The following is an 11863-nucleotide window of genomic DNA, read 5'->3' on the forward strand; positions in this document are numbered from 1 at the left end:
CACAATGAACGCACCGCACGACAACGGCGCCCTGCGCGCCAGCCTGCAGGCGCTGCCGCGCGCCTTGCGCACCTTGCACAAGGCATTGATCGACGTGGAAACGGTGTACTTCGGCGCGGTCGGCAGTGCTCTGGAGCACCTGCATCTGATCACCAACCATCCCCACTTCGCCTGGCTGCAGCCGATGTCGGCATTGATGGCTGCCCTGGACGAGGCGCTCGATGAACCCGACAAGCTGAGCGCGCAAGCGGCCGCCGGCTGGCGCGCGGCCATCGAGGAACTGGTCGGGCCGGGCGCGCCGGACGGCACGGGCTTTCGCGCTCACTATCTGGTATTGCTGCACGATGCGCCCGAGGTGGCGATGGCGCATGGCGCGCTGCGTCAGTTGCTCGCCCCCTTGCCGCAGCGCCTAAGGTAGCGCAGGCAGCGGCCGCGTCGCCACCGCGCGCGGCGCGCGCAGCTGGCCGGCCACGGTAAACGTACCCACCACCGCGCTCAATTCGCTGGCCTGGTCCTGCATCGACGCCGCCGCCGCCGCGGCCTGCTCGACCAGCGCCGCGTTCTGCTGGGTGACCTTGTCCATCTGCGCGATCGCCTGGTTCACCTGAACGATCCCGGCGCTCTGTTCCTGGCCGGCGGTGGTGATCTCGGCCATGATGTCGGTCACCCGCCGCACGCTGTCCACCACTTCCTTCATGGTCACGCCGGCGCTGTCGACCAGCTTGCTGCCGATCTCGACTTTCTCGACCGAGTCGCCGATCAAGCCCTTGATTTCGCGCGCGGCGGCGGCGCTGCGCTGGGCCAGGTTGCGCACTTCGGTCGCCACCACCGCGAAGCCGCGCCCCTGCTCGCCGGCGCGCGCCGCTTCCACGGCCGCGTTCAGCGCCAGGATATTCGTCTGGAAAGCAATGCCATCGATGACGCCGATAATGTCGGCGATGCGCCTGGCCGATTCGTTGATCGATCCCATGGTGCCGACCACGTCGGCCACCACCTGGCCGCCGCGCATCGCCACGTCCGACGCGGCCGTGGCCAGGGTGTTGGCCTGGCGCACGCTGTCGGTATTGTGCTGTACGGTGGTGGTCAATTCTTCCATCGAGGCCGCCGTTTCTTCCAGCGAACTGGCCTGCTCTTCCGTGCGGCTCGACAAGTCCATATTCCCGGCCGCGATCTCGCTCGACGCGGTCGAGATGGTGTCGGTGCCGGCCCTGACCTTGAGCACCAGCACGGCCAGGCTTTGCTGCATGGTGCGCATGGCCGCCATCAGGCTGTCGGGATCGGCGCCGGCATCGACGACAATGTCCGCCGTCAGGTCACCGGCGGCGATCGAACTGGCGATGTCGGCGGCGTAGTGCGGTTCGCCGCCAAGCTGGCGCATGACGTTGCGGGTCAGCCAGAATGCGATGCCGCCGCCCAGCAGCACGGCGCCGGCCGCCAGCGCCAGGCTCAGGATCAGGGTGGCGCGCGTCTGGCTGGCCAGCTCGCTCTTGGCGGCATCGACGGCGCCGTTCTTGGATTTGATCAGTTCCAGCAAGTCGCCGCGCATCTGGCGCCACAGCGGAGTTTCGTCGGCATTGAGCTTCTTGATTGCAGCAGCCTGGTCGGCTTTGGCCATTTCGACGACGGCGGCCTGGATCTCGGTCTGGCGCTCGTGCAAGGTTTTCAGCGTCGCCAAGGTGTGGGACACGGCCGGATCGGCCTTGGCCAGCTCGACCGCGGTGCCGTGCGCCTTGCGGAATTCTTCCCGCGCCGCGTCCAGGTTCTTGTAGCCCTGCTGGTTGTCGGGAGCGAGGATAATGTTGCGCAGCGCCTGGCCCATCTGCAAGCCCTGGGCATACAGGCTGGTGCTGGCGCCGAGGAAGGCCTGGTCCTGCTTGATGAACACTTCGAATTTCGTCGTCGCATTCTGCATGCCGGCAATCGCGACCCCCAATGCAATCGTAAACAGCGAGAAGACGATCACCATGCACAACGCCATTTTGTTTCGTAGTTTCATTGTGCTCAACCCCGAAAAGAAAGTGTTTCAGTAGGACACTAATTCTATCGACAATTCCCACCCTGATCGGGTTTGTTTGAGCGAACGAGGCCTGGGCACAACAGACGATGCAACAATGGCAATGGGCGCGGCCCGTGCCGCGCCCGCGGGCCGGTTTCAGGGCTTGATGTAGGCGTACTCTTCCTGCGTTTGCAAGCGTGCTACTTCGGCAACTCCCGACGGGACGACGGTCGCTTCGGGCAATACGTGTTTGCGGTCGATCTTGCGCGCTTCCAGGGTGTTGTTGCAGACCCTGAATTTGACGTTGCGGTTCGACAGTTCCTGCACCACCGCGTCGTAGGGATTGCCGTTCTTGTCCTTGGCGTCTTCCAGCAAGAAGTCGATGCCGGGGCCGTGCGTGACGACCACGATCTTCGCTTTCGGGCTGGCGTTGAGGTGATTGCGCACGTTGCCGAGCACGCCCATCGCATTGCTGCTGTCGGTCACGTGATAGACCACTTTTTCTTCGCGCGCGAAGGCGCTGGCCGGTGTGCTGGCGACGGCGGCGACCATCATCACGGCGGCCATGGTGCGGAACAATTGCATAGTAACTCCTGTAAAAACAATCAAGGTGGTGGCGGCGCGGCGGGAATCTGCCCCTGTTGCAGGCTTTCCCTTTCCATCAACAGGTAGGTGCCGTAGGCGTTGAGCCGGTTGGCCTGCGCAAAGGCCGGGTACTTGTCGAAGGCGCTCCAGTCAATCTTACCGTATGCCTCGTCGAACGAGGTCAGTTCGGCCACCGCCTCGCCCATCACGCGGCGCAGGAAGGTCAGGTAATCGCGGGTCAGCGCCATATCCCTGGCCGGCGCGCGCGACAATTCACCGTGGCCGGGGATGGCCGCGCGCGGCGCCAGCGCCAGCATGCGATCGAGCGCGCCCAGCCACACGCGGCTGTCGGCCTCGCCCACGAAGGGAATCCGGCCGCCGAAAAACAGGTCGCCTGCGAACAGCACCTGGTCGTCGTCGACCGCCAGCATGATATCGTCCGGCGAATGCGCGCCGCTCATGTCGATGATCCGGAAGCGCATGCCGCCCATCTCGAACGCAATGGTGCTGGCACCGGAAAAACTGAGCCAGCGGTCGGCCCCGGTCAGGCGGGTTGCGTCGTTCACCCACGGCGTCAGCGCCACTTTGCGTTGCGCCAGCCGGGTGGCCGCCATGTCGGAGGCAAGATAGGTCCGGCCCCGTTCGTGCGCCCAGATCTGCGCGCCGCGCGCCTTGAACGCCTGCAATCCGTAGAAATGGTCGGCGTGATAATGGCTGATGATCACGCGCCGCACCGGCTGCGGCGTGACCTTGCGGATCGCCCTGATCATCGCTTCGCCCAGCGCCGGCGTGCCGAGCGCATCGAACACCAGCACGCCGTCGCGCGTGACCACGAAGCCCGCGTTCGACATGAAACCCTGGTTGGCGGCGTCGGCCGCGCCGGAATCGCCGTGGAAGTAATACACGTGCGGCGAAACCTTGATCGGCGTGAGCGCCGGCGTGCTCGCCGCGCGCGCCGGGGCGGCCAGCGCCAGCAAGGCCGCGCACAAGCAGGCGATGGTCGAGGTGGCGAAGTTCATGGCAATTCCTTTCACGATGTGACTATTGGCCGGCAAGCTTGCGCTGCGCCTGGGCCAGCGCCTCGTCGAGGTAGGCGCCGTACATGCCGGAAACGTCGCCGCCGACCAGCGGCGGTACAAGCAGCGCGCCGCTGGTGTCGAGCAGCAGCACGGTCGGCGCGATGCGCACCTGGTAGTGAAAGGCCAAGGCGGCGCCGCTGCTTGCTACCCCGTTAAATCCGGTAAACGGCGCCGTGCCGGTCAGGCCGACTTCGCGCACCACCGGGCGCGCCTGTTCATCGCCCTCGCGCGTGAGCGGCAGCAGATAATTGCGGCGGACCACGTCGCAGTAGCCGCAGCCGGGCAGCGAAAACAGCACCAGCAGCGGCTTGCCGCGCCGCGCCGCCAGTGCCGCGTCGGCGGCCAGCGAGCGCGGAGGGTCCAGGGCGGGCGCGCCGGCGGCCATGGTATCGCTCCCGAGCAGCGCCAGCGCCGCCAGCAGGGCCGCGCTGCGCCGCAGCCAGCCGGCCGCCGCGCGAAAACGTATCAGCGCGCCGCGCCTCTTCATCCCATCAGGCCCGGATTGCCCTGCATGCCGATCAGGCGCGGCGTGTTGAGCTTGCGTGGGCTGACGGTTTTCTGCTGGCGCAGCCACTGCGCCACCACATCCCACACCGGTTCGCCCTTGGCGCCCTCGGCCACCGGGGCCCAGCCGGCCACCTTGTAAGTCTTGCCGGCGTCGAGCGGCTTGCCGTGCAGGCGCATGTCGCTGATGCGCGCGCCCATCGCGGCCTTGGGGTCGATGGCATACGTCATGCCGCCCACCCGCACCATGTCGCCGCCCTGCTGGTAGTACGGGTCGGGGTTGAACAGGTTGTCGGCCACGTCTTCGAGGATGGTCTTGATGGTGCTGCCGGTCATGTCGGTCAGGGTGCTGTACGAATACGTTGTGGCGGTCTGGTCCATCAAGTGTTCCATCAGGATCGGGCTGTCGGGCAGCAGCGACGTGCCCCAGCGAAAGCCCGGCGAAAAGGCGATGTCGGCGCCCTTCACGTCCATCAGCGCGTCGATGATCAACTGGTCGAAGGTGCCGTTGAAGTTGCCGCGCCGGTAGAGGGTGCCCTCGGTGCGCGCCAGCTTTTCGTTCAGCTTCGCTTCGTAGGGCGCGCGGATTTTTCCGATCAGGGCGGCCATGTCCTTGTCGGCCGGCAGGAAGTTGGAGAACACGGGCAGCAGGCGGTACTGGAAATTGCGCACCTGGCCGCCGCGCACGTCGAAGTCGAGCACGCCCAGGAACTTGCCGTTGCTGCCGGCGTTGGTCACCAGGGTCTTGCCGCCGCCATTGGCAACGATCACCGGTTCGGGCACGCCGTCGTGGGTGTGGCCGCCCAGGATGGCGTCGATGCCGCGCACGCGCGAAGCCATTTTCAGGTCCACGTCCATGCCATTGTGCGACAGCACCACGACCACCTTGGCCCCCTTGGCGCGCGCCTCGTCCACCATCTTTTGCATGTTTTCTTCCTGGATGCCGAAACTCCAGTCGGGTGTCAGGTAGCGCGGATTGGCGATCGGCGTGTAGGGAAATGCCTGGCCGATGATGGCCACCGGCACGCCGTTCATTTCCTTGATGACGTACGGGGCGAACACCGGATCGTCGAAATCGGTGGTGTTGACGTTCTGCGCCACGAAATCGACCTTGCCCTTGAAATCCTTGCCGACGATTTCCTGCACCCGCTTGTCGCCCAGGGTCATTTCCCAGTGCGCGGTCATCACGTCCACGCCCAGCAGCAAGCCGCAATCGACCATGTCCTGGCCGCGCGTCCACAAGGCCGTGGCCGAGCCTTGCCAGGTGTCGCCGCCGTCGAGCAGCAGCGCGCCCGGGCGGCCGGCACGCATCTGCCTGACCAGGGTGGCCAGGTGGGCGAAGCCGCCCACCTTGCCGTAGGTGCGCGCGGCCTGCTCGAAGTTGAGCGCGGTGAACGCGTGCGCCTGCGCCGTGTTCGGCTTGATGTTGACCTGTTTCAGGAGCGCTTCGCCGACCAGGTGCGGCATCTTGCCGGCCGCCTGGCCGATGCCCAGATTGACACTTGGCTCGCGGAAGTACACCGGGTTGAGCTGCGCATGGCAATCGGTAAAGTGCAGGAAATGCACGTTGCCGAAGCGCGCCAGGTCGTACAGGGCACCCGGCGCGGGCGCTCCCAGCGCCGTTTTCGAGCCCAGCAGCATGCCGCCGGCGGCGGCGATGCCCATCAGTTGCGCAAATTCGCGCCGGTTCATTCCCATGCTGGCTCCTCGGTTGGGGCGGCTACTCGTTGACGGGCGACTTGGGGTCGAGCAGCAGCGCCATCACGTCCTTGAGCTGGGCTTCGGTCAGGATGCCGTTGTGGCCGAAGCGCGGCATGTTCGAGCAGGCGCTGTAGGCTTGCGCGTTGTACAGCTTGTTCCAGGTGTAGCTCAGGGTCGCGTCGCTGTTGCCGCGCAACTTGCCGTACTGGTACAGGGAGGGGCCGATATTGCCGAACGAGATTTCCTTCTTGCTGATCTGGTGGCAGGCGTAGCAATTGCCGCCGTTGACCGCGCCGACCGCGTCGGACGATTGCATGCCGCGCCCGTTTTGCGCGATCTTTTCGCCTTCCTGCCAGGCGCCGAGGTACTTGCCATCGGCCGGCGCTTTGACCGCGGCCAGCTGGGCCGCCTCGATGCGCGCCACCACCTCGGGCGGGCGCTCCTTGGGATACTGGCTGCACAGCTGCTGCGCCTCGTCCCTCACAGCGACGCGCTCCACCGTGGCCGGTCCGGCCGAATGGAAGTCCTGCCGGATCATGTCGAGCGCGGCCTGGCGGTAATCGGTATCGGCGGCCACGGTGGCGCAGCCGGCGATGGTGGCGGCGCCCAGGCTGGCGCAGATCATGCGTGCGATTGATGTCATCTCGTCTCCCTATCGTTTCAAGGCCGGACCGGCGTACACGCCGCCGTTCGCGTTTTTTGCCAGGAACATCGTGACCGCCGTCAGCGCGTCGGAAGAGTACAGCGGCTCCGGAAAGCGCTGCTGGCGGAAGCAGTCGGTCAGCCGGTGCTGCATGGTGCGCACTTCCCCCTGCGAGACGCGATACGCCGGCCAGGTGGTGTAGGCGGCCTGGGCATTGGCAGGATTGAGGATATTCGGCAATTCCTGCAGGCGGATGCGCTGTCCATCGGCCGAATGGCAGGTGGCGCAGGCGAAATCGTGCGAGCCGCCCCGGTAGAAAAACAGTTGCCGGCCGGTTTCGTAAGCGCGCCGCTCCAGCGGGTGGTCGGTCGAGACCGCCATCTTCATGCCGCGCGACTCGGCGGTGATGTAGGACACCAACGCTTCGATATCGGATTTCTTGCCGGCCGCGCCGAACGGCGTCTTGACCGCCTCGGCCGGGCTGAGACCTTGCAGGGTGATCCGGCAATGCACCAGGCGCTGCTCCAGGTCCATGACCTTGTTGACATCCTTGAAGTAGCGCGGCAGTTCGGTGTACGCGCCTTTCAGCACACCCGGCCCCTTGCCGAAGTCGCATTGCTCCAGCGATACCTTGTTCGGGCCGGCTTTGGTTTTCCACAGCTCTTCGCCGCGCATTTCCCACAGCTCGGCGGGATTGCCATCGGCCAGCATCTGGCGGTACTTCGCAATCTCGTCGGTGGCCGAGGTCTGCGCGAGCGCGGTGCCGGTCGTGGCCAGCAGTCCCGCGCTAAGCACCAATGTGCGCCGGTTGATCATGGTCGTCTCCTTGTTGTTGTGAGGGGCGGTCTGCGCCGCGTGCGGTGCCGGGGCGATTTCAGGTGATCGTGCCTTCGTCGGTGCGGCTGTCGCCCACCGTGTCGACCCAGGTCACCGTGACCTTGTCGCCCTTGGCCGCGCCCTTGAACTTGAACGACAGGAAGGGGTCCTTGGAGACCGAGGGGCCGAAGTTGGCGTCGAACACCACCTTCTCTCCGACCTTGGCGACCAAGGTCTTGATGAAATGGGCGGGGACGAGCTTGCCGGCCGCGTCCTTGCGCTGTCCGGTTTCCATATCGTGCCGCATGAGGATTTTGACTTCCACCAGCTCGCCGGTGGCGCTGGCGCGGATGCGCATTGGATCAGCCATGATCGTTTCCTTTGTTGGTATGGGGAGAAGATGGGGGAAACAGCTCAGCCGCCGCAGCCGCCGAGCGTTACCTTGATTTCCTTGGACGCGAGCAGCCATTTGCCGTCGGCGCGCGCCAGCGCATGCACGTTGGAGGTGCCGCCCATCTTCACGCGCGTGGTGACTGCCGCTTCCGTGCCGGGCGGGATGTTGAAGCTGGCCGACATGCTGCTGGGGTTCTTTTCAACCAGGATGGCCATGAAGTCGGTGTTGGGCGCCTTGCTGGCGATCGAGACCGGCACCACGGCGCCGTTTTCGGCGATGTCCGGACCGGTGATCGTGACGTCGGCGCTGACCGTGAACTTGCCGCCGCCGAGTTCCTTCAGGGCCGCTTCCAGGCTTTTGGCATCGAACACCTTCTGGCTCCATTCGGCGGCGAACACGTCGGACGGCTTGAGCAGCCCGGCGGCGAATGCCGCGCCCAGCACCGAGGTAATGTGCATCAGCTTGCGTCGATTTTGGTTCATCATCTTCTCCAATTTGATTGACTGCTTCACACCAAGGCTACCCGATCCGGGTCGCCGCTGGCCATGTTCGTTGATCAGGGCGTTGCCAGAATCCAGGCTAGCATCGCGGCGAGATCGGCATCCTTGACCTGTGCCTGCGCCGGCATCGGTATCGTGTCCCAGGTGCCGGCGCTGCCTTGGCGGACCTTGTCGGCCAGCCTGGCGGCGGCCGCGCTGTCGCCCTGGTATTTCTCGCGCACCGCCTTGAAGCTGGGGCCGATGACCTTGGTATCGATCGCGTGGCAGGCCATGCAGGCGTGTTGCCGCAGCAGCGCCAGGGCCGCCTTGTCGGGCCCGCTTACGGCCGCCGTGGCGACGGCCGGCGCGACGGCCGCCAGCCGCGCGGTTGGCGCCGCCTGCGTTGTATCGACGCCACGGGTGGCGCCAAAGCCGCGTGTCTGCAGCGCCAGGTTGCCATGCGCGTTGCGCGCCGCTTCCGGCAGCGACGAGCGCACGGTGGCCTCGACCGGGCAATTTGTCATGCACACAACGCTCCTGACGTCGGGCTTGCCCTTGATGTCCCACAGGCCGTGGTTGGTGACCATGCCCTTGCGGTTCGGCATGCGCTGCTGGGCTTGCGCGATGGTCCGGTCCGACAGCACGAAGTCGTCCGGCACCACCTCGCCCATGTTCAGCATGTAGGCGGTGACCGCGTACACCTCGTCGGTGGTGAGCGACTTGGGCGCGGTCCAGGGCATGGCGCGGTTGATGTAATCCCACAGGGTCGAGACGGTCGCGAGCTTCATCAAGGTGGTCTTCTGCGGCTGGCGGCCGTTCACGAGCGAGGCCACCCGGCCGTTCGCCGCATCGGCGGCCGTGGTGCCGCCGATGAGCGGCGTAAACACCTCGTTCGACTCGCCGAAGGTGCCGTGGCAGGAGGCGCACTTGCCTTCCCAGACCGCCTGGCCGGCCAGCACGCTGCCGGAACCCTTGGGCAGGCCGGTGAAATCGGGGCGCACATCGATATCCCAGGCCGCCACTTCCTGCGCCGTCGCGGGGCGGCCGGGCAGGTTCGGGGGCGCGGCGGCGGCGCCGGTGGCCAGCGCGGCAATGACGAGCGCGAGCGCCGCTTTAATAGACCTGGACATTCGACACCTCGCCCGATTGCGCAACCTGCCAGGACTGGATTGCATTGTTGTGATAAATCGAGCGGGTGCCGCGCACCGCGCGCAGTTCATTGATTTTCGGCTGCACATAGCCGGTCTCGTCGATGGCGCGCGATTGCAGCACGGCGGGCGCGCCCTGCCAGTCCCAATCGATATTGAAGCGGGTCAGGCATTTCGACAGCAGCGGCGTTTCCAGGCGCGCCGTGCGCCAGTTGCGCCCGCCGTCGACCGACACATCGACCCGCTTGACCTTGCCGCGTCCGGACCAGGCCAGCCCGGTGATGTTGTAATATCCGTTGCCCTGCAGGCGCTGGCCGGCCGACGGCGTGGTGATCACCGACTTGCATTCCTGGATGGAAGTGTACTGGCGGAAGGTGCCGTCCGGCAGCGCATCGATGTAGTGCAGCGCCTCATCCTTGGTGGCATACGGCTGGTCGCCCACTTCGATGCGGCGCAGCCATTTCACCCACGACACGCCCTGCACGCCGGGCACTACCAGGCGCAAGGGGTAACCGTGTTCCGGGCGCAGCATTTCGCCATTCATGGCCCAGGCCACGATGACATCGTCGAGCGCGCGGTCAAGACCAATGGTGCGGGTCATCGACGAGCCGTCGGCGCCTTCCGCCAGCACGACCTTGGCACGCCGCTTGTCGTAGCCGCAATCGTCCAGCAATACCGACAGCGGCACGCCGGTAAATTCGCTGCAACTGAGCATGCCGTGCGAGTACTGGACCGAGGGCACCGCCACATTGCCCCACTCCATCGCCGTGTTGGCGCCGCACTCGATGAAATGCATGCGCGACACCGACGGCATGCGCATCAGGTCATCCATCGTGTAGACCTTGGGGGTTTTCACCAGGCCGTTGATCATGAAACGGTGTTTGGTCGGGTCGATATCGTGCCAGCCCTGGTGATGGCGCTCGAAATGCAGTCCGGACGGGGTGATGATGCCGAACAGCCCCTGCAGCGGCGTGAACGATACCGAGGCCGCGGCCACCCGGGTCAGTCCGGGCGACTCGCGCCGCTGGAGATTGGCTTCGTACTGCGAGGGCTGGCCGTAGGGATTGGTCACGACCGGTTTGCCCAGGGTGCGCGAATGCTCGGGCAGGATCAGGATGTTGGGGTCGCCCGCAGCTGCGCCATCCTGGGCCAGCGCGGTCCCCGACGCCATGGCGGCGCCGGCGGCCGCCAGGAAACTGCGGCGCAGGAAACCGCGCCGCGCATCGTCCATGCCGGCGCGGTTGATCTCGTCGATCAGGCTGCCGTCAAGGAAATGCTCGGGGGCGGCCTGCACACGGCCGGTTTTGCGTATCGGAGTCGTCATTGCCGCTGCCTCTCGCTTGCCTTGTTGAAAACGGCATCGGAACTTCCGACCCGCCCGTACAATCGCTTATTTATCTGAGCACATACGCATATAACCATGCACGCATATATTCCGCGTCCTATGCGCGTGCGTCACCGTCTCAGGCGTCCGTTCCCATGAAGCCATGAATCGCGCCCTGCCCCATGCGGCGGCTGTTCTTGACCTTTTCCGCCATCTGCGAGCACACGGTGCGGCACAGCGCGATCGTATTCTGGTCTTCGATGCGGTAATACACTTGCGCCCCTTCCTTGCGCCGTCCCAGGATGCGGGCCCGGTACAGCATGTTCAACTGGCGCGATACATTGGCCTGGGTGGCGCCGATCTCGCCGACGATCGCGCCCACCGTGCGCTCGCCATGGCACAGCGCGTGCAGGATCTTGAGCCGGGTCGGCTCGGACAGCAGCGAAAAATAGTTCGACACTTCTTCGAACACTTCGCTCATCTGTTCACTGTCGAGTTCCGGATCCATGCTGGTAGGGGTTTGATATATGCCGATATACGCATATAACCAAATCCGCACATATCGCACAAGCGATTTCGATGTTGCAATACGGAAAACAACACTAGAATTCGCCGCGCGAGCCGCGCTCCAGCATCTTCCACATCGTGTCGCGCATGCGGATCACGCGCGGTTTGAGTTCGGGCGGCAGCTTGCGGCCCATCTTGGTCAGCATGTCCATGTTCATGGTGTAGAGCCACAAGCCATCGTCCTTTTCCAGCACCGTGATACGGCAGGGCAGGAAGGCCGCCATGTGCGGGCTGAAGTCGACCATGGCGCGCGCGGTTTCCGGGTCGCAGTAGGAATAGACCTTCAGGAACTTCTCAGGCTTGCCCGAGCGCGCCTGCAATTCGGTCGACAACGGCAGGGTGCCGACCATCTTCACATTGTCGTCGGCGGCGACGCTGGCGAAGGCATCCTCGATCTCGGCCACGGTGACCCCGGCGCCCACCTTGCGTTCCCACGTGGTGGCGACGGCGATGTCGCCGCCGGAATCAACCCAGCGCTCCCAGACCCGCCCGAATTCGGCGCCGGCGCCCTGCTCCGCCTGCACGGCGGCAGTGAGCGTGCCGCAGGCGGCCAGCAGCAGCGGCACGGCGGCCAGCAGCAGGCGCATGGGCAGGGCCAGGCGTGTTTTCATCGTCGCATCGGATAGC

The 11863-nt window shown here is 65.5% G+C and carries 14 protein-coding genes; 1 reads left to right on the forward strand and 13 read right to left on the reverse strand.

Features of this window, described 5'->3' with window-relative positions:
* Window positions 1–4 precede the first annotated feature (4 nt).
* Complete coding sequence (locus tag IV454_RS25850; protein ID WP_206088494.1) at window positions 5–418, forward strand: hypothetical protein; 414 nt, start codon at window positions 5–7, stop codon at window positions 416–418.
* On the opposite strand, the gene IV454_RS33410 is transcribed toward IV454_RS25850, so the two are convergent.
* From IV454_RS33410 to IV454_RS25915, 13 genes are all read right to left on the reverse strand, one after another.
* Window positions 410–1996 carry a methyl-accepting chemotaxis protein gene (locus IV454_RS33410; RefSeq protein WP_206088495.1) on the reverse strand — a complete coding sequence of 529 codons (1587 nt, stop codon included), beginning with the start codon at window positions 1994–1996 and terminating at the stop codon, window positions 410–412. The genes IV454_RS25850 and IV454_RS33410 overlap by 9 nt on opposite strands.
* A 156-nt stretch (window positions 1997–2152) precedes the next feature.
* Window positions 2153–2581 (reverse strand): DsrE family protein, encoded by a 429-nt coding sequence (locus IV454_RS25860; RefSeq protein ID WP_206088496.1) that lies wholly within the window; start codon window positions 2579–2581, stop codon window positions 2153–2155.
* Window positions 2582–2601: 20 nt separating this feature from the next.
* Window positions 2602–3600 (reverse strand): MBL fold metallo-hydrolase, encoded by a 999-nt coding sequence (locus tag IV454_RS25865; protein WP_206088497.1) that lies wholly within the window; start codon window positions 3598–3600, stop codon window positions 2602–2604.
* Between the two features lie 22 nt (window positions 3601–3622).
* Window positions 3623–4147 carry a thioredoxin fold domain-containing protein gene (locus IV454_RS25870; RefSeq protein WP_206088498.1) on the reverse strand — a complete coding sequence of 175 codons (525 nt, stop codon included), beginning with the start codon at window positions 4145–4147 and terminating at the stop codon, window positions 3623–3625.
* Entirely contained in the window at window positions 4144–5856 is a 1713-nt protein-coding gene (gene soxB, locus IV454_RS25875) for a thiosulfohydrolase SoxB (RefSeq protein WP_206092829.1), read from the reverse strand. Before soxB ends, IV454_RS25870 begins: the two co-directional genes overlap by 4 nt.
* Window positions 5857–5884: 28 nt before the next feature.
* On the reverse strand, window positions 5885–6508 hold the full coding sequence (soxX, locus tag IV454_RS25880; protein WP_229521835.1) for a sulfur oxidation c-type cytochrome SoxX: 624 nt from the start codon (window positions 6506–6508) through the stop codon (window positions 5885–5887).
* A gap of 9 nt (window positions 6509–6517) precedes the next feature.
* Window positions 6518–7324, reverse strand: a complete 807-nt coding sequence (gene soxA, locus IV454_RS25885) for a sulfur oxidation c-type cytochrome SoxA (RefSeq protein WP_206088499.1) — start codon at window positions 7322–7324, stop codon at window positions 6518–6520.
* A gap of 58 nt (window positions 7325–7382) precedes the next feature.
* The gene (soxZ, locus tag IV454_RS25890; RefSeq protein ID WP_206088500.1) at window positions 7383–7694 is read right to left on the reverse strand and encodes a thiosulfate oxidation carrier complex protein SoxZ; all 312 of its coding nucleotides are present in this window, start codon (window positions 7692–7694) and stop codon (window positions 7383–7385) included.
* 44 nt (window positions 7695–7738) lie between these two features.
* A complete protein-coding gene (soxY, locus tag IV454_RS25895) occupies window positions 7739–8200 on the reverse strand; it encodes a thiosulfate oxidation carrier protein SoxY (protein ID WP_206088501.1) in 462 nt (153 codons plus the stop codon).
* Between the two features lie 74 nt (window positions 8201–8274).
* Window positions 8275–9327 carry a c-type cytochrome gene (locus tag IV454_RS25900; protein ID WP_206088502.1) on the reverse strand — a complete coding sequence of 351 codons (1053 nt, stop codon included), beginning with the start codon at window positions 9325–9327 and terminating at the stop codon, window positions 8275–8277.
* Window positions 9311–10669: a sulfite dehydrogenase gene (soxC, locus tag IV454_RS25905; protein ID WP_206088503.1), complete on the reverse strand. Its 1359-nt coding sequence runs from the start codon at window positions 10667–10669 to the stop codon at window positions 9311–9313. Before soxC ends, IV454_RS25900 begins: the two co-directional genes overlap by 17 nt.
* Before the next feature lie 139 nt (window positions 10670–10808).
* Complete coding sequence (locus tag IV454_RS25910; RefSeq protein ID WP_229521836.1) at window positions 10809–11177, reverse strand: ArsR/SmtB family transcription factor; 369 nt, start codon at window positions 11175–11177, stop codon at window positions 10809–10811.
* A 94-nt stretch (window positions 11178–11271) separates the two neighbouring features.
* A complete protein-coding gene (locus tag IV454_RS25915; RefSeq protein WP_206088504.1) occupies window positions 11272–11847 on the reverse strand; it encodes a DUF302 domain-containing protein in 576 nt (191 codons plus the stop codon).
* Window positions 11848–11863 lie beyond the last annotated feature (16 nt).

The sequence above is a fragment of the Massilia antarctica genome, from assembly GCF_015689335.1.
GTDB lineage: Bacteria > Pseudomonadota > Gammaproteobacteria > Burkholderiales > Burkholderiaceae_D > Telluria_A > Telluria_A antarctica.

Coding starts and splice junctions, on each gene's coding strand:
- IV454_RS25850 (WP_206088494.1), top strand. CDS start 5: ATGAACGCACCGCACGACAACGGCGCCCTGCGCGCCAGCCTGCAGGCG.
- IV454_RS33410 (WP_206088495.1), bottom strand. CDS start 1,996: ATGAAACTACGAAACAAAATGGCGTTGTGCATGGTGATCGTCTTCTCG.
- IV454_RS25860 (WP_206088496.1), bottom strand. CDS start 2,581: ATGCAATTGTTCCGCACCATGGCCGCCGTGATGATGGTCGCCGCCGTC.
- IV454_RS25865 (WP_206088497.1), bottom strand. CDS start 3,600: ATGAACTTCGCCACCTCGACCATCGCCTGCTTGTGCGCGGCCTTGCTG.
- IV454_RS25870 (WP_206088498.1), bottom strand. CDS start 4,147: ATGAAGAGGCGCGGCGCGCTGATACGTTTTCGCGCGGCGGCCGGCTGG.
- soxB (WP_206092829.1), bottom strand. CDS start 5,856: ATGAACCGGCGCGAATTTGCGCAACTGATGGGCATCGCCGCCGCCGGC.
- soxX (WP_229521835.1), bottom strand. CDS start 6,508: ATGACATCAATCGCACGCATGATCTGCGCCAGCCTGGGCGCCGCCACC.
- soxA (WP_206088499.1), bottom strand. CDS start 7,324: ATGATCAACCGGCGCACATTGGTGCTTAGCGCGGGACTGCTGGCCACG.
- soxZ (WP_206088500.1), bottom strand. CDS start 7,694: ATGGCTGATCCAATGCGCATCCGCGCCAGCGCCACCGGCGAGCTGGTG.
- soxY (WP_206088501.1), bottom strand. CDS start 8,200: ATGAACCAAAATCGACGCAAGCTGATGCACATTACCTCGGTGCTGGGC.
- IV454_RS25900 (WP_206088502.1), bottom strand. CDS start 9,327: ATGTCCAGGTCTATTAAAGCGGCGCTCGCGCTCGTCATTGCCGCGCTG.
- soxC (WP_206088503.1), bottom strand. CDS start 10,669: ATGACGACTCCGATACGCAAAACCGGCCGTGTGCAGGCCGCCCCCGAG.
- IV454_RS25910 (WP_229521836.1), bottom strand. CDS start 11,177: ATGGATCCGGAACTCGACAGTGAACAGATGAGCGAAGTGTTCGAAGAA.
- IV454_RS25915 (WP_206088504.1), bottom strand. CDS start 11,847: ATGAAAACACGCCTGGCCCTGCCCATGCGCCTGCTGCTGGCCGCCGTG.